Annotated in this window: 14 protein-coding genes and 3 pseudogenes; 7 read left to right on the forward strand and 10 right to left on the reverse strand. The window is 60.1% G+C overall.

Features of this window, described 5'->3' with window-relative positions:
- Nucleotides 1–100 precede the first annotated feature (100 nt).
- The 6 genes from WS95_RS09790 to WS95_RS33030 all read left to right on the forward strand — a co-directional run bounded on the left by WS95_RS09790 (nucleotide 101) and on the right by WS95_RS33030 (nucleotide 5,148).
- Entirely contained in the window at nucleotides 101–1,987 is a 1,887-nt protein-coding gene (locus WS95_RS09790) for an RHS repeat domain-containing protein (protein WP_257139683.1), read from the forward strand.
- Nucleotides 1,988–1,995: 8 nt separating this feature from the next.
- Nucleotides 1,996–2,559: a hypothetical protein gene (locus WS95_RS34740; RefSeq protein ID WP_156444466.1), complete on the forward strand. Its 564-nt coding sequence runs from the start codon at nucleotides 1,996–1,998 to the stop codon at nucleotides 2,557–2,559.
- Between the two features lie 24 nt (nucleotides 2,560–2,583).
- A complete protein-coding gene (comJ, locus tag WS95_RS09795; protein WP_059823578.1) occupies nucleotides 2,584–3,072 on the forward strand; it encodes a competence protein ComJ in 489 nt (162 codons plus the stop codon).
- Nucleotides 3,073–3,095: 23 nt separating this feature from the next.
- Nucleotides 3,096–4,160, forward strand: coding sequence for a hypothetical protein (locus WS95_RS09800; RefSeq protein ID WP_059823580.1), 1,065 nt, complete (start codon nucleotides 3,096–3,098; stop codon nucleotides 4,158–4,160).
- A 102-nt stretch (nucleotides 4,161–4,262) separates the two neighbouring features.
- Nucleotides 4,263–4,592 (forward strand): hypothetical protein, encoded by a 330-nt coding sequence (locus tag WS95_RS34745; RefSeq protein WP_156444467.1) that lies wholly within the window; start codon nucleotides 4,263–4,265, stop codon nucleotides 4,590–4,592.
- A 316-nt stretch (nucleotides 4,593–4,908) separates the two neighbouring features.
- On the forward strand, nucleotides 4,909–5,148 hold the full coding sequence (locus tag WS95_RS33030) for a TniB family NTP-binding protein (RefSeq protein WP_257139684.1): 240 nt from the start codon (nucleotides 4,909–4,911) through the stop codon (nucleotides 5,146–5,148).
- A 193-nt stretch (nucleotides 5,149–5,341) separates the two neighbouring features.
- Here WS95_RS33030 and WS95_RS34750 read toward each other — a convergent pair whose 3' ends face one another.
- The 8 genes from WS95_RS34750 to idi all read right to left on the reverse strand — a co-directional run bounded on the left by WS95_RS34750 (nucleotide 5,342) and on the right by idi (nucleotide 14,970).
- Complete coding sequence (locus tag WS95_RS34750; RefSeq protein ID WP_179950183.1) at nucleotides 5,342–6,937, reverse strand: NAD(P)-binding protein; 1,596 nt, start codon at nucleotides 6,935–6,937, stop codon at nucleotides 5,342–5,344.
- Between the two features lie 323 nt (nucleotides 6,938–7,260).
- Nucleotides 7,261–8,256, reverse strand: coding sequence for a Rieske 2Fe-2S domain-containing protein (locus WS95_RS09810; protein WP_059823583.1), 996 nt, complete (start codon nucleotides 8,254–8,256; stop codon nucleotides 7,261–7,263).
- Between the two features lie 4 nt (nucleotides 8,257–8,260).
- Nucleotides 8,261–9,385 carry a terpene synthase family protein gene (locus WS95_RS09815; protein ID WP_059823585.1) on the reverse strand — a complete coding sequence of 375 codons (1,125 nt, stop codon included), beginning with the start codon at nucleotides 9,383–9,385 and terminating at the stop codon, nucleotides 8,261–8,263.
- A complete protein-coding gene (locus WS95_RS09820) occupies nucleotides 9,382–10,482 on the reverse strand; it encodes a Rieske 2Fe-2S domain-containing protein (RefSeq protein WP_059823586.1) in 1,101 nt (366 codons plus the stop codon). The genes WS95_RS09815 and WS95_RS09820 overlap by 4 nt, the downstream gene beginning before the upstream one ends.
- On the reverse strand, nucleotides 10,479–11,408 hold the full coding sequence (locus tag WS95_RS09825; RefSeq protein WP_059823588.1) for an SAM-dependent methyltransferase: 930 nt from the start codon (nucleotides 11,406–11,408) through the stop codon (nucleotides 10,479–10,481). The genes WS95_RS09820 and WS95_RS09825 overlap by 4 nt, the downstream gene beginning before the upstream one ends.
- 48 nt (nucleotides 11,409–11,456) lie before the next feature.
- Nucleotides 11,457–12,404 carry an SAM-dependent methyltransferase gene (locus WS95_RS09830; protein ID WP_059823589.1) on the reverse strand — a complete coding sequence of 316 codons (948 nt, stop codon included), beginning with the start codon at nucleotides 12,402–12,404 and terminating at the stop codon, nucleotides 11,457–11,459.
- The gene (gene dxs, locus WS95_RS09835) at nucleotides 12,401–14,347 is read right to left on the reverse strand and encodes a 1-deoxy-D-xylulose-5-phosphate synthase (protein ID WP_059823591.1); all 1,947 of its coding nucleotides are present in this window, start codon (nucleotides 14,345–14,347) and stop codon (nucleotides 12,401–12,403) included. The genes WS95_RS09830 and dxs overlap by 4 nt, the downstream gene beginning before the upstream one ends.
- A gap of 32 nt (nucleotides 14,348–14,379) precedes the next feature.
- Nucleotides 14,380–14,970: an isopentenyl-diphosphate Delta-isomerase gene (gene idi / locus WS95_RS09840; RefSeq protein ID WP_059823593.1), complete on the reverse strand. Its 591-nt coding sequence runs from the start codon at nucleotides 14,968–14,970 to the stop codon at nucleotides 14,380–14,382.
- Between the two features lie 573 nt (nucleotides 14,971–15,543).
- On the opposite strand from idi, the pseudogene WS95_RS35675 reads away from it, so the two are divergent.
- Nucleotides 15,544–15,645 (forward strand): annotated as a pseudogene (locus tag WS95_RS35675) (transposase); the annotation flags it as partial.
- A gap of 79 nt (nucleotides 15,646–15,724) precedes the next feature.
- On the opposite strand, the pseudogene WS95_RS36100 reads toward WS95_RS35675, so the two are convergent.
- Together WS95_RS36100 and WS95_RS09845 are read right to left on the reverse strand one after the other, a co-directional pair.
- Nucleotides 15,725–15,772 (reverse strand): annotated as a pseudogene (locus tag WS95_RS36100) (hypothetical protein); the annotation flags it as partial.
- Nucleotides 15,773–15,916: 144 nt separating this feature from the next.
- A pseudogene (locus WS95_RS09845) lies at nucleotides 15,917–16,899 on the reverse strand (alpha/beta hydrolase).
- Between the last annotated feature and the right edge of the window lie 67 nt (nucleotides 16,900–16,966).

Below are 16,966 nucleotides of genomic sequence, written 5' to 3' on the forward strand. Positions count from 1 at the left end.
AGGCCGGCTTCGGCTTCCTTCAGAAAGCCGATGATTTGCTCTTCCGTAAAGCGCTTCTTCATGTTCGTCTTCTCCGAAAACGAACTTTACTAGGTTCCGGTTGGCCCTGTTTACTGGGGGCAGGTCAGCGCTGCGCGAGGGAAAGCTCCAGACCATATTTGAACGAGATGCGATCGGTCAGCTCGTCGCCAAGCAAGCCACTCGCGAACGCTGTGAATACCGTTACGACAAGGCGGGTCGGATCGCAGCGGGCGAACTGTACGCGCTCACGGGCCGCAATCCGTCGCTGAAGAATCGCGTTACCCTGAAATACAGCGCGCGCGGCGAGGTGCTCGAGGAGTACACGCCGACTGGATGGCTGGCGCACACCTACGACGAGCTCGGCAATCGCATCAGCACCACCGTCTCGGGCGAACAGACAATCGACTGGTTGCATTACGGCTCCGGGCACGTGCACCAGATCCGCGTCGGAGACGCCGCGATTGCCGACATCGAGCGCGACGATCTGCATCGCGAGGTGCTGCGCACGCAGGGCAAGCTGACCAGCCAGTTCGGCTACGACGCCGTTGGTCGCCGCGCGCGAGCGGCGGCGCAGCGCGGTGCATCGGCGGACGTACTGCTCGCCAAGCAGTGGCTGTATGACACGGCGGGCGACGTCGTCCAGAAGCGCGATCAGCGCTACGGTACGACGAGCTACAGTTACGACCCGACCGGCCGCATTGAGCAGTCGATGGGGCCAGGCCTACCGTCCGAGGTGTTTCGCTGGGATGCCGCCGCGAACCTGGTATCGAGTGACCACCCGGGCGGCTACGTCGAACACAACCGGCTCCGGATGTTCGAGGACAAACGCTTCGAGTATGACGCATACGGGCGGCTCGCGCGCAAGCTGAGCGGCCACGGCCCCGCCAGGGAGCAGACGTTCGAATACGACGACTGGAATCAGCTGAAGACCGTCGTGACGAAGGACCGGCTCGGCGTGTCGACCACGCACTTCGAATACGACGCGTTCGGCCGTCGTATCCGCAAGCTCAACGGCAGCTATACGAGCACGGATTTCCTGTGGGACGGCATGCGGCTCGTGCAGGAGACATATCACGACCGACGCGGCGAAGAGGCACTGACGTATCTGTACGAAGCGAATAGCTACGCGCCGCTCGCACGGATCGATCATACGGCGCCGGCGGCCAACGATGCGGAGGCTCGAGATGCGGTCTATTATTTCCATAACGATGTGTCGGGACTGCCGGAGGAACTGACCGACGCCGACGGCGAGCTGGTCTGGCAGGCCCGCTACAAGGTGTGGGGTAACGCAGTTCAGGAGGAGTGGATCGCGCATGCGCCGCAGCAACCTGCGGCTGCATGGGGCGAAATGCAAGCGGCGGCGACACCGGGCCATGTGCCGCGGCCGCAGAACCTGCGCTTCCAGGGCCAGTATCTAGACCGCGAGACCGGGCTGCACTACAACACGTTCCGCTTCTACGATCCGGATATCGGACGGTTCATCAACCCCGATCCGATCGGGCTGCTGGGCGGAATGAACCTCTATCGGTATGCCAGTAATCCGTTGGTATGGATCGATCCATGGGGATGGGCTTGTGGCGAACTGAGCGGCAAAGCCCAAGAGGTCCACAATTTGGCAGGTGGTGGAGACGCACGTTCTATCCGAAACTCCACCGTCTCTATTGTCGAAGCCAAGGTAAACGGTGAGACGCAACTATTCGCAGCGGGAAGCGGAGGCCGCCTAAGTCCGGCTCAGCGACAAGCGCTTGTAAGATTGGGAGTTCCAGAAGAAAACATCTTCCATGGTAAATCGGCCATTGATGGATTTGATAGATTGGAAAACCATGCGGAACGAATTATTTTGCGGAATCTGCCGGAAGGTGTCGAAGTGACTCGCTGGGGTGTTTCCTGGGGAGGGTTGCAACGGAATGCATCCTGCGCATCGTGTCAGCCTCATGTTGAGCAAGCTGGCGGAATTTTCGATTAGGAGTCGAAATGCTTGATATCGCTGCACATAAAGAATCACTCGAATCTCTTCTCACTGCGGGCAGGGTGGATCATCTTGCTCGGTTTGGCGTCTGGTGTTGCATTGGGCTTACACACGATGAATCGGTTTTCGAGTTCTTGGCAAGTAAGTCAGGCGGCACGAGTACACAAATTAGAGATCGTGTGCTCGATTATCTGGATGAGGTGTGGCAGGGGCACAAAAATACAATTCCCCTGAGTGATATCGAACAGGTTGATTGGGATCCGGATGAAATTGAAATGTCAGATGAAGCGGCAGCGCAAGGTGCTACTGACTTGTTAGCAGGATTGGCATTTTTAGGAAAATGGCGCACTGATCGCAAGGTCAAAGAACTAGCCTTGTGTGCTGAAGTCCTAATTAACCGGATCGACTACCTAGAGAGCTTCGGCTTGATCGATGGAAATGTAGCGAATCCAGTCGATCACGAGATCGAAATGCAAAGGATTTTTGCGAGTGACCTTGCTGCCGGAAACATTACTAATAACGACAAGAGAAAATATCATGAGTGGTTATTCGACAATGGCAACTCGTAAGAATAGCTGCGGTTGAGATTTTAGATGCGCGACATTGCCCGCCAAATAGTTGACTTGTTGATCTCCCATAGTCAGATCCTTATGCGGTCTCGACCGTATGACGAAGATTTGAGCCAATGGGGAACGGGAAACATTGATCAGGGCGCGGTCCTGCATGCCGACTACCTCATTTTCGACCCGCTCCCGGACGATGCCTTCGGTGCAAAGGTCTACTTGCAAGTTCTGGACAAGTTCGAGATGGACGAGCGGGCTGCACGGTGCATCGTTGCTCCCTTTCATATTACGGATCGTAACGCGCTCGAAGTCGCTTCCGCGACCGAAAAATTTAAAATTTCGCTGCAATTGCCGCTTAATTATTACGACGTGTATTACGAGGTTTACGAAGGCGACGAAGTTTTATACAAATTTACGCTTGTCTCAGAAGCCGAGCATCATCAAGCAAAATATTTGCGAGATGATCCGTGGGGCGGAAAGAAAGACATGCCTCTTGTTTCTGGCAAGTTCGATAGATAGTTCGCCTCATTGGTGCTTGCAATATGAGCAGAATCGAGCGTTCTGACGCTGCCAAATCGGACGCCAACCTCCGCTTTCGGTTGGCTGAGGCATTGAGTAAAAGTGCGCTCGCCGACGACGCGCGTTACGAGCGCTTGCCTGCTTTCGTCCGCTTCCGCGCGACAGGCGCGGCCAAAGCGTGGGAAGCATGGCGCCGGGGCGTCGAACAAGGGCCGAACAACGTATCGGAGATGCTGCGCACGCGCTCGATCGTCGCACTGGTCAACCAGTTTGACGAACTTGCAAAACGGCTGCTTCCATACGGCACCCCCGAAATGATGCCGGACGAGGCGGGAAAAGTCGCCGCGCATAGTGCACTCTGGCAGGCGTTCGAACTCCGGAACGGGATGATTTTCGAACCCACTCCGCCACTGCATCGGCTGCTTGACGACGCGTACATTTCCGACGATGTGCCGATCGGCGCCGTCGAGTTTCCCGCCGACACACTGTGCATCATTCCGGAGCCCTCGTCGTGGGGCAAAGGGGAGCGTAGTGACGCCACGATCTTTTTCAGGAACGGACAGACGCTGGCCTGTGCCACTTGGGTCATGCACCTGCACGATGGTCAGCGAAACGCGACAGTCGATGTGGTCGAACTTCCGCTGGACAATCCGGATCGGACCATCGGCGCGTTGCTTGACGAGGTCTGCGGATCGTCGGAAACCTTTCAAACGCTCCGTGCTTATCTGCGTGGATCGATCGACTACGCCGTCAAGATGCTCTTGTACCTCAAGGCCCGCGATGCGCACGTGGTTCAGGAGCGCGCTTACTCGGATGCGCCGCGATCGTTCCCTGGATTGGGTCAGCGGAAACGTAATGAACGAATGGCCGAAATCGAGATGCTCTATGATCGGCATCTTGTCGGGCCGGCAATTCTCGATGCCGAATCGGCAAACACCGTCCCAATGGTCGGCAATTGTCACGAGGTTCGCGGCCATTGGCGCCGACCTCATTTCCGGATGCAGCCTTACGGTCCGCAGGCGTCGCTACGCAAGCTAGTCTTTATCGGGCCGACGATCGTGCGACCAGACCGCCTCGATCTGTCATGATCGCGGATGAGCTTCAACCCCGAATGAACAAGATGGGAAGTGGGGTGCTTTCGATTCTCGTTTGATATGTTTAGTAAGATCGTGTGAATTCTGAGACGAGAGATGCTTATTCGAGAACAGGGGCGCCTCATCAAGGTGCTGCGCGTCGATCCATCGAAGCAGTCGTCCGCTAGGACGCGCCGACGCGAACAGGTAATCGGAACGTTTCGTGCCAATGAACCGGTTCCTTCCGCGATACTAGACGCGATGACCCGCGACGAGCGCAAAGCACTCTCACGCTGGCTCGCGGTCTATCGGGAAAGCCAGGCACGCACCCAGGCGCGTCCGGTACTTGCTTGCGCTGCGGGGCAGCTCGAGACGCTTGACGATCCGCTATCGCCCAGAAGATCTCTCGCGCATCTTCGTAAGCGCTGGCAGAGGCAGTTTCGTTGAAGTGCGATACGCGGACTTGCGTCGGCCTTCCATCTCGCTGTTCGAACAGCGGGCAGCTTTGCGAGCTATCCGGGCTAGGGGACAACGGGCAGTATCGGAGAGGGAGATATTCGAGACTGTTGAGCAGCAGCGACAACTGGTCGTCACTTCCCGGCGGGCTACTCGAGCGCGACGCCGCATGGCACGTCAAGCTGGCGGTTTGGTTCCGAAGAGCGGCATCGAAGATCTTTCACTCACTGAACAGCGGCAGGTCGAGCAGGTGAACTACGACGCACCAGTTACCGCGTATGACGTTGAACAGTGGTAGGGGGGCAGCATGAAGCAAGATGATTTCGCGCATCTGCTACCCGCAGCAAGAGACCAGGTCCTACTCGGAAAAGAGGATCGCATAAAGAGTCTGCTACGTGACCGGAGGATCGACTATCCCCGAGCGACTGAAGCCTTGCAGCTACTGCAACGGCTCTATGACACGCCCAGGCGTGAGCGCATGCCGTGTCTTCTGCTGCACGGCGACTCGAACATCGAGCCTATCCGAATCTTTGTGTGTGAGGCATAAACTGATGGCCAAGGGGCCACGATATGCCGCGTAAACGCAAGGAAGACGTGACGATTGAAGCGGGTAAGGGCTTGAACCTGGACCCGGAACTGATCAAGCATTTGGTACCCGGCACGCTGGCTCGGGCGACGATCAACGAGCAGCTCGCGGCGCTTATGCTGTCGGATGACCATGGCTGTTGCGCGTTCGCTACTCAAGACTCTCTGAATACATCAAAGCCACGTTCGATCGTTCGGCCAAACGATCTCAATACCTCTTCGCGAACAAATTGCGTGACGGTCCTGCAGACATCGAGAGCGATGCTGACGCGCTCGTGCCTCGGCATCGAACGCCAAAGTGCCGAAAATGGCAGGTCTCCTTTCGCTGCGGCAACGAAACGGAGCAAGTCGCGTGGCTCCGCCCGCAACGTGAATATCCGTTCGCAGATAACCGGGTCGACCTTGCGAAACAAGCCGATGAAACGATCGAGTTGTTCGGTGGTGCCGAAAGACAGGAATCGTGTGATGATCGAGTTCATCAGAAACTCCGCGCGCTTTACATGTCCCCTCGACAGCCGGCGAAGCGATTTGCGATCGAGACGGTCTTCGCGGATGAGCTTGCCGACTCGATCGGAATAGGGGACGAAGTTCTTGAGGATGAAGCTCGTGCCCCAGCCGCATGGTGTCGTCCACAAGCCTGCGTCGCCAATGAAATCCACTCGATCCTGTGCGAAGCTCCGATGCACGCGTCCCGATGGATAGTGTCCGAATTTGAATTCCTTGATTTCGGCGCGAGCGAAACCGCGTGTTGCCTCCTCTTGCTTCATGATGCGCAGGAACTCGGCCTTCGCATGTTCCATCGACATCTTGTGAGGCCGAAGATACAGAATCAACGGGAAGCTCGTGTTGCGATCGAGGATCTCGTATTCGAATATCGGGCGGCCGCGCCGCACAGGCGTCTGGGGGTCTGCATTCGTGCTTGCGAAGGTCTGCCACAGCATGTAGTCGCCGACGACGAGTGGATGTCCCGGCGTGGGATGATCGACGATGTCGCCGTCGGGATGCGAGCAGATCGCACCGAATACCGACCACCAGTAGACATCGGACTGGCCATCGGTATAGGTCTTGCGGATATCGGAATCGTGGCCGCTCGCATCCAGCAGTAGTTTCGCACGATAGACGGTCGGAGCCGACTCATCCAAATTGCTGGCAATGAAACGAACTTCGACGTGATCGGGCCGCACCACGTGATCCTGATACAACAACCCGCCCCGGATCGACGAGCTGCTTGAGTCGAAGATTGTCTGTTCCCAATGCGCGATAAGTTTGTATTCGTCGAGATACGGATAACGATCGATTGCCGGTGCTTGCGGAAACAGTTGACTTTCCCAGCACAGGTCGAATACGTCGGGATTGTGAGCTTGCGGCCCGCTGTAGGTTTTTGCCAGAAAGCGGGTCACACCATGCGATCTTCTGCAATGTAAAAGTTCGGGATTGTCGTACAGGCAGTCGTGCGGACAAAACCACGTTCGATGAATCCTTGCCGAGTCGATCGTGCCGATAGGGTCTGCCATTGCCTGCAAGCGAGCGTTGCCGCGCGCTGGCGGCGCTTTCGCGTCGATTACGATCACCCGATGGTCACGAGCCAGCCGCGACGCGACCGACAAGCCGGCTGGGCCGGCGCCAACCACAATTACGTCGCAGTCGAGCGCCGTGCTGTCGGACAATGCACTTACGGTTATGCGCGAAGTAGTTGACTGCGGTCGCGCATCAACGCTGTTCGGTTCTTCGCTGTGGGAAATTTGCGGCATTGTCGTATTCTCCATGGGGCCCTTTGCAAAAGGACCAACGGGATATGGAAGATGCCCGAACGGAGCGGCTAGCTACCTAACGTTCACGACGCAAGCTCTTTACCGGCTTATCTCTGGAGGAACAACCTTATATCATCGTCGATTGGCCGGTTGTCGCATCCGTGTGGCAAGGAATTGGGCCCTCCAGGAGATGCGCAATTTTTTGTTGCCGCGATAACCATACTATTGAATCTATTTCGGCTTGGCAATCACGCTACCTTCTCATTGCTCGCGCACTGCGTCCCGGGCGCCGACGCGCGGCCCCGCGCGGGACGCGCGCAATTTCATCGCGCCGGCGGATCCGGATAAAATTGCATCATCCAACGCCGGCATGTGGAGATGGTCGCTTCCCTTGCCAGCAGTCTGGGATGCGGATCGAAGCGACGGTTGGCCCAGATTTCATGATCCTGGGCGACGATGCCGGCGAATATGCGATGCAGGATGCTGATGGTCAGCTCGTTCATCAGCTTGCCCAGCCCCGCCGGCAGTATGTTGAACAGCGACACCTGCACGGCGTCGGTCCATCGCAGGATCCATTTCAGCGGCGCGGTCGGCGTGGCATAGGCCCGCTGGATCATCTTCACGCCGAGGCGCGGGATGTGGCATTCGCCGACGGAGAAGCCGAGTCCGTGCGAGACGAAGCGAATCCGGATCGGCGTCCCGAACCATTGGCCGGTGAGATGGGAGACGAGCAGATTATCCTCGATCGCATGGGTCATCTCCGCGTCGGAGAAGCCGTGCAGATAATCGAAATGGGCGAAATCCGATAGATTCTCCGCCACGTCATGGGCATATCCACCCAATTCGCTGCAATGCCGGCGCTGCTTGGAAAAGCCCGTCGCATCGATCTCGGGCACGTCCCGATCCGGCGTGCGTCCCAGATGATCGCGCCAGACGAAGATCGCGCCGTTGCGTTCCTGCACCCGCCATGTGTCCAGCGTGGCGCGCGGTGGCGTCGAGCCGAAGGGAGTGCGCACGCAGGCGCCGTCCGGCCCATAGGTAAGGCCGTGGAACGGGCAGACCATATCCTCGCCGTCAACCTTGCCGCCGTGGCCAAGATGGGCGCCGAGATGCGGACAATAAGGCGTGATTGCATGGGCGATGCCGGAAGCCGTCCGGTACAGCACCAGATCTCCGCCCATGAAAGGCGCGGTGCGCACGCTTCCCCGCTTGAGCTCATGGCTGTAGCACAGCGCGAACCAGCCGTTCGGATAGGGCAGCGGACGGGGCCCCTCGATGACGGGCGGCGGCGTCTCGCGCGGCGACGGCACTCGTTCCATTGGCCTATCCATGGGCGGCCACCTTTTCCCGGTGATATCCGGCGCGGCGCGCGGGATCGTATTCCCACCACCATTCGAAAGACGGGACGCCGATTGATTCAAAGCTTTCCGGCGGGCAGTCGAAGGTCAACTCGCCACCGCTGACCAGACCGGTCTGTTCGAGACCCTCCACCGAGTAATAGCGGTTATTGCCGCAGACCCAGGTGATGGAGCCGGCCCAATAGAGAATGATCGTCTCGATATAGGCGCGCAGGCCTGGCGAGGCGTCCTTCATCACATCGTCCCTCAGCCGGAGAAGCAGGCTGATGATGCGCCAACGGAAATCGTAGCAATGGCGTATCCCTTCCTCCAGCGAGCATTGATGGTCGCGGCACATGATCTGGATGAGATTGTGTTCCTTGTCGTTGACCGCCCGCGCGATCTCCTTCGGATAGGCGTAGAGTTCCGGGTCCAGCACCGTCAGCATCGCCGACATTTCGGAGATCGCGCGAACGCGGCGATCCTCGTATTCCTCCGGCGTGATGTCGATGTCGGCAACGACGTGGACCAAGATGGGAAAGGCCCAGCCGCCGCCGCTGTACAGGCGCTGAACCATAAAATCGCTGAGCGTCGGCTTGAGGTTGGTGATCTTCAGGATTTCGGCCGTGATGTACCAGCGGAACGCCTCCACGAAGCGTGCGACCTGAACGGGTTTCGCGTAGCGATCGAGGCGCTGGCGCATGTCCCGCGCCGCCATCGCGTATTTGTCTTCGTTGCAGGGCGGGTTTTCCGGGCTGTCGATCGCCCGCAGGATTTCGCCCGCCTTCTGGATGAAAAGCACCGGGTCGTTGCTGAGCGGCCCCTCGTCGCAATATTCGTCGTCGTACGCGAAGGCCCACAGCACGAAATCGGAGCCGATCTGCACCAGCTCGTCGGACCCGTGCGGATACATCCAGGCCGCGAGGCGGGAATTTTCCGTATTGCGCATGCGGGCCCGCTGCTCCTCGCTGTGATAGAGCTTGAACCGGTCGGCATATTCCAGCGTGACGGCCTCGAAACGATCTTCCGCGGGACATTTCAGATTGAAATGGGGATGCACCTTGGGCTCGATAGGCAGCGGCAGCGGAGGAAGCCTGAAATTGCCGGTCATGATTGTCTCCGTTGGAGTGATGAGGGCCTGGCGGGGTTGAGGATCGGGCCGCCGTTTCGGGGCGCGGGCTGCTCCGGATAGAACTGCATCATCCAGCGCCGGAGCGCTGCGGTGGCGTCCTCTCCGGCGGCCAGCATCGGCCGGGCAAGGTAGCGGCGGTTGCTCCAGATCTGGAAATCGGCGCGCACGACACGGACGAACCAGTGATGCGCGATCCCCGCGAGCAGCGCGTAAAGCGGCTGGCGCAGAAACGGCGGCAGCGCATCGATCCGCGCGACACGCATCACGTCCGTCCACCGCAGTGTCCATTTCAGCGGCGCGGTGGGCGTGGCGTAGGATCGGGTGATCACCTTCGCCCCGAAGCGCGGCACGTCGGTTTCGCCATGCACATGGCCCAGGCCATGGCTGGTCATGCGCAGATGGACATCCACCCCCTTCCAACGGGCGGTGAGATCGATCGTCAGATGATGGCGACCGACCTCGTGACGCATCGCCACATCGGTGAAGCCGTGCAGATGAGGGAAATGCCGGATGTCCGAGCTGTTCTCGACCATGTCGTGCGCGTAGCCGCCCAGTTCGTAGCAACTGCCCCTTGCCGGCGAAAACCCGGTCGCATCGAAGTCCGGCATCTCCCAGTCCGGCGCCCGCCCCAGATGATCGCGCCAGACCAGGAGCACGCCGCCGCGCTCGCGCACCAGCCATGTGTCCAGCGCGGCGCGCGGCGGCGTCGGGCCGAAGGGGCTGCGCACGCAGGCGCCATCCGGCCCATAGGCGAGCCCGTGGAACGGACAGATCAGATCCTCGCCGTCGACCTTGCCGCCATGGCCGAGATGGGCGCCGAGATGCGGACAATAAGGCGTGACGGCATGGGCGATGCCGGCAACCGTCCGGTACAGCACCAGATCGCTGCCCATGAAAGGAACGGTGCGCACGCTTGCCCGCTTGAGCTCGTCGCTGAAACACAGTGCGAACCAGCCGTTCGGATAGGGCAGCGGACGGGGCCCCTCGATGACCGGCTCCGGCACGATCACCACTCTTTCGATCCCCGGTTCGCCGCTCTCATGCGCGGCGACCGGAAGCGGAGTGCGCGCGGTCATGACGGCGTACGACGCGCGACGAAGCTGAAGGACGAAGCCTTGTCCTTGCGCAGTGCGTCGCCGAAGCTGATCGAGATGTCGCGCAGCTCCTCGAAATTCGCCTTCCTGGGGGGCGGGCAGTGGGCTTCGATGTTTTCCCGGACCAGATCGTACCAACGGACGACTTCCGCGTTGCTTGGCAGGATGCGCTGGTCGATCACGGCGAAACCATGATCTTCCAGCGCCTTCTGCAAGCCGTCGGGCGTCTTCCGGTGGCCGGAGGCGGCGCGATCCACCTTGTCGGGGATGAACGACTGATAGGTCGCCAGATCGACCTTGTAGAGGCTTTCTGAAATGATCACCGTCGCATCGGGGCGCATCCGCGCGGCCAGCGCGGCCAGCGCCGTCTGCAGCACCTCCGGCGGGAAATGGATCAGGCTGCCGCGCAATATCGCCAGGTCATAAGGAATCTCCGGGTGCGGCAGCGCGGCGATGTCCTTGGCGTTGCACAGATAGAGGCGCACCCTGTCTGCCAGCCCCTCGCGCTCGACCATCTGGCGCGCGCATTCCATCTGCGATGGGCTGATGTTGATGCCGTCCACGTGGCAACCGGGATAGCGCGCGGCCAGGAAACGGAGCACTGGCCCCCAGCCGCAGCCGATGTCCAGCGCCCGCCGCACCGATGACGCGGACAGATCGGCGCCGGCCTGCTCGGCAAGTTCGAACTGCAGCTCCATATGCCGACGGCCCGACGCATCGAGCGGGTCGCTGTGCGGGTCGGTTTTTTCGTCGAATATGCCGTACTGGTACCAGAGCTCGCTGCCGATGATCTTGCGCCATTCCTCCGACGGGTCGGCATAAACCTTCTCGACCATGTCCTGATAAGGATCGACGCCGGTTCCCTGGACGATTTCGATTTCTGCTGCGCTCGCGTGCAAGGCGTTCATGACGGGCCTCCGATGCTGGGATGGAATCTGGAATCAGCGGACTCGCGCTCAGGCGGATTCCCGCCGCGCGATGACGCTGTAGGTCGAGAATTTGTCCTTGATCAGCGCGACCGAAAGGCTCACCGCCATGACGCGCAGCTCCTCCAGCGGCGGCGGGATATTGCCGGGCGTAAAGTGCCGTTCGATGTTCTTCTTGACGTCCATGAACCAGCGCACGACGTCGATATTGGCCGGCAGGACGCGGATGTCCTCCACCACGAAACCGCTGTCCTCGATCACACGCCGGAAATAGTCCGGACGCTTGCGGTGCTTGCAGGCGAGCCGGTCCACCTCGTCATGGATATCCGAGCGATAGTCGTCTAGCGGCACGTTGTAGAGGTTGTCGGAGATCACCAGCTTCGCGCCTTCGCGCACGCGGGGGGCGAGCTTGCGCATCGCGCGCTCGTACAAATCGTCCGGGAAGTGCGTGATGACGCCGCGGATGGTGACCAGGTCATAGAGCTCGTCGGCGTCCGGCAGCCGGTCGACGTCCTGCGCATCGCACAGATAGAGATGGACGCGATCGTCGAGCCGCTGCGCGGCGAGATATTTCGCGCAATATTCGAGCTGGGTGCGGCTGACATTGACGCCATCGAGCCGCGCGCATGCCGGAAAGCGCTCCGCCAAATATTTGAGACCGAAGCCCCAGCCACAACCGACATCGAGAATGCGCCGGATGATCGGGGCCGGCTCGGAACCGCCAAAGCCTGCGATCTCCATCTGTTGGTCGAAATAGCGCAGGCCCGATTCGTCGAGCGAAATCGGCGGCGTCGAACGCGGATCGTCATAGACGCCGAACTGGAACATGAGGTTGTCCCCGATCGCCTTGCGCCAGTCTTCGGGGTCGTCCTGATAGGTATATTCCACCTTGCCCAGATAAGGATTGGGCACGGCGCCGGGCACCACTTCAAACGGAGCGGCGACGGCGTGGCCGGTGGGCGCGAGGGTTGTGCTCATGAGAGTCTTCTCCGTGTGGCGTTCAAGGAAACGGGCTCAGGCGTGCGGATCGCCGCGACAGCCCGACTGGCAGAAAGGTTGGCGTCGAGGAACGCCTCGATCGACCGCGACAGGCCATCGGCATGCAGGCCGCAAGCTTCGAGCAGCCTGGTCGGATCGCCATGCTCGATAAACCGGTCGGGCAAGCCGATCTGGAGCACCGGAATCAGAATGCCCAGCGCCGCCAGCGCTTCCAGGCATGCGGAACCCGCGCCGCCCATCACGCACCCTTCTTCCACGGTCACGAGCGCATCGTGCGTCTGCGCCAATGCCCGCAGCAAGGTTTCGTCCAGCGGCTTGATGAAGCGCATGTTGGCGACGGTGGCGTCGAGCCGCTCGGCTGCGGCCAGTGCTGGTGCAAGCATCGCGCCGAACGCCAGGATCGCGACGCGCTTGCCCATCGGCTGCGACGATTCGAGTCGGACTTCACCCCGGCCGATCGGCAGCGCCTTCATTTCCGCGGCGATGGCGGCACCGGGCCCGGTGCCGCGCGGATAGCGCACCGCGCTGGGGCCGTCGTGCAGCAACGCGGTGTGCAGCATCTGCCGACACTCGTTCTCGTCCGACGGCGCCATCACCACGAGATTCGGAACGCAGCGCAGATAGGCCAGGTCGAATGCGCCCATGTGCGTGGCGCCGTCGGCGCCGACCACGCCGCCGCGGTCGATGGCGAACACCACGGGCAGGCGCTGGATCGCGACGTCATGGATGAGCTGATCGTAAGCGCGCTGCAGGAAGGTCGAATAGATCGCGACCACCGGCCGGAGGCCTTCGGTCGCCAGCCCGCCGCCGAAGGTGACGGCGTGCTGCTCGGCGATGCCGACATCGAAGTAGCGATCGGGGAAGCGCCGCTCGAATTCGACCAGTCCCGATCCCTCACGCATCGCCGGCGTGATCGCCACCACGCGGCTGTCGCGCTCCGCCTCGTCGCAGAGCCAGTCGCCGAAGATTTGCGCATAGGTGATTTTGCCTGTTGTGGCCGGCATGATCCCCACTGACGGATCGAACTTGCCTGGTCCGTGATACAGCACCGGATCGGCTTCGGCCGGCGCATATCCTTGTCCCTTACGCGTGACGACATGGAGCAACTGAGGTCCCTCGAGCGTGCGCAGCATCTCCAACGCAGGAACCAGCGCATCGAGATCGTGCCCGTCCAGCGGGCCGACATAATTGAAGCCGAGCGCCTCGAACAGCGTGGCCGGTAGGACGATGCCTTTCAGATGCGTCTCGAGCCGATGAGCGATGTCCCTTGCGGCCGCGGGCATCCCCTGCAACGCGGCTTTCGCGTTGACTTTCTGTTGGTTGAGAAAGCGGTTTGCGGTCAGTTTTGCGAGGCAGTTGCGCAGTCCGCCGACAGACGGCGAAATCGACATGTCGTTGTCGTTCAGAATGACAAGCAGGCGCATGTCCTCGTGCGCCGAGACGTTGTTCATCGCCTCGAATGCCATCCCCGCGCTGAGCGCACCGTCGCCGATCACGGCGACACAGTGTCTTGCTTCGCCCGCGATCCGTGCCGCATGGGCCATGCCGAGCACGGCCGAAATCGATGTGCTGGAATGCGCGGTGCCGAAAGCGTCGTAGGCAGACTCCTCGCGTCGTGGAAAACCGGAAATACCGCCCAGTTGCCGTAACGTTTTCATCGCATCGCGACGGCCGGTCAGAATCTTGTGGGGATACGACTGGTGCCCGACGTCCCAGACGATGCGATCGTACGGTGTGTCGAACACATAGTGCAGTGCGATGGCCAGTTCGACGGTACCCAGATTCGACGACAGATGGCCGCCCGTGGCCGAGACGGTTTGCAGCACGAAATCGCGTAATTCCGTTGCTACGTCCGCGAGTTGTCCGCGTGCGAGTTTCCGCAACGCGGCTGGTGTATCGATCGACTTCAGCAAGGCGTCCATGTTGTTGTCCCGAGCTGATCTCGAAGATCACGTCAGCGCGATGCTTCGCGCGATACCGGGACGCCCCCGGCGGGAAGGGATGCGCCGCTGCTCGAAATGGTTCGCCATTGCGCGAGGCCCTTCGTTCTCGCGCGGCCCAGGATTTCCCGGAACCAGACGGTAAAGTCGTGCGGCCGGCACTCGACCAGATCCACGACCCGATCGACTGGGATCCATTGCCAGTCTGCGACCTCGTCGGGATTCGCCGTCGGCTCGCCCTCCAGGGTGCCGGCGAAAACATGGTCGTACTCGTGCTCGATCAGCCCGCCTGGCAATTCCGCCCGGTACGTCAGCGACGACACTTTATTCATCCGGCAATCGACGCCCATCTCCTCGCGCAGACGTCGAGATACCGCAGCGTCCAGTTCCTCTCCGTACCGCGGGTGGCCGCAACAGCTGTTGCTCCACAGGCCTGCCGAGTGGTATTTCCGGAGGGCGCGCCGCTGAAGCAACAGACGGTCTCGGTGGTCGAAAATGAAGATTGAAAAAGCCCGATGCAATGCGCCATTTTGGTGAATTCGCGTCTTGGTGTCGAAACCTAAAGGCGTATCGTTTTGGTCTACCAGAATGAGAGTCTCATCCATTTTATTTTCATCCAGCTTGAATTTCTATGGAAAGTGAATTACACGCGCGACGACCATCGATCGGAAAATGTCTGACGAATGGATTTTGCAATCCGCGCAGAATTCTGATAATCGAGCGGGCGCGAATAATCATCCGGAAACTATTCCGGAATTTTAAATGCACGCATAATCGCTATGGTCTAGTGGAAAGGTAATAGTAGCGGTGCGGTGCGGGCCATACTTGTCTTTCCTTTCGTATGTTTAATGGCGGCAAGTCGCGGCCTGCATATCTCTGCAGACCGATTCAATGGGGATGCGGTAGAAATTATGTGAATCTGTATCGAAGCTGATTCTGGGTTGGTCCCGTCATCAAATTCCCAGAAAAGCGAAAGCGCGCACCATATAAGTTTTTATTGTTTCACTTGCTTTTCATGATGGACTTTCGTTCCTATGGGGAGGTTTTTTATCAATCTAGGATTTGAAAATAGTTAGGTCAAGCACGATTTGTGATCGTTCTATAAAATGATGAGTCGACGGATATTGTTTAAATTTCTGGAATGCTGGGGCAACTCGGGGCGCAGGAGAACCCTTGTCATGAAGAAGTCGCGGTTCTGCGAAGCGCAGATTATCGGGGTACTGAAGGAAGCCGACGCAGGCATGAAGGTCGCAGACCTATGCCGCAAACACGGCATTGCCCGAAGAAGCGCTGGCCGGCGCCGGTCAGTTGCAGTGGGCGCCTGGGCTTGAGCAGTGTGCAACCGAGACGCTTCTCGAGCTACTGAATGCGTTGGCTGACGATTGACTTGGCCGTGCTGAGGCGACGCGCGGCTTCGGAAAAGTTGCCCGACTCGACGACGGTCCACGAAAGCGCTTATATCGGAGAACTTGTTTATTGCATCGTTCGGAGTGGGATCACCAACCGTGCGAGTCCTGCCGCACACAAGCCCGTCGCCGGCCGGGCAGGGGATTACCGCGACGTCGTCCGTTCCGTGAGAAACCGGATGCCATCGTCCAGTGCAGCTTCGCCCCGCGAATGATTCGCGTTGTCTTTGAAGAACTGGATGAAGCCATGCGCCTGTCCTTCGTAGACGACGACGGGCGCTTCCACGCCTGCCACTTTCAGGCGGTTTGCGTAGGCGACGTTCTCGTCGCGCAACTGATCGAGCTGGCCGACCTGGATCAGCGCGGGCGGCAGGCCGGCATGCTCGCCGAGCATCGGGGAAAGCAGCGGCGCGTACGGGCTCGTTCCTGGTGGCACATAGCTTGCCAGCACGTTGCGCATCACTTCCCGCGTGGGAAAGTAGGCGTCGCCCAGCTCAGCCCACGAGGCCGTATTCAGCTTGTTGCTTACGGATGGATACATCAGCCATTGCGCCACCGGGCGAGGGCCGCCGCGATCGCGGGCGAGCATGGTGTAGCCGCCGAAAGTGTCGCGCCCGCGCTGTCGCCGCAGAGGACGATCCGCCTGGCGTCGCCGCCCAATTCGTCGGTGTGGTCAGCTGTCCACTGCAGCACGGCGTAGACGTCCTCGAGACCGGCTGGGAACGGAAATTCCGGCGCCAGCCGATAGTCGACGGCAATCACGAGTGCGGCCGGCGATCGCGCGCACGAGCACGTCGTGCGTATCCAGATCACCGATACGAAGCCGCCGCCGTGCGCGAACAGCAGGATCGGGAGCCACTCGTACGACAGTACATCGGCCGGGCGATAGCCGCGCACCGGAATGTTCCGGGAAGGTTGACCAGCAGGCACGTCGAGCGCGAGTACCTTGCCGACCGCGTCGGGTACGCCAGCAGACGGAATCATCGCGCGATACGACGTTCGCATGTTCTTGGCGAACGCGGATGTGCGGTCGGGGACCGGATACTTCGCGGCTGCGGCCGGTTTGACGATTCGATGCGGTGCCACAATGCCGAAAAGCGAATGGCTGAGGCGTTTCGACGGAAACATGCATGCACAGCCAATCTTGCTGTTTGAATACGTTCGTCGTCACCCGGAGCGCGCACGTCCCGTGCCG

The sequence above is a fragment of the Burkholderia sp. MSMB1826 genome, from assembly GCF_001526325.1.
Classification (GTDB): domain Bacteria; phylum Pseudomonadota; class Gammaproteobacteria; order Burkholderiales; family Burkholderiaceae; genus Burkholderia.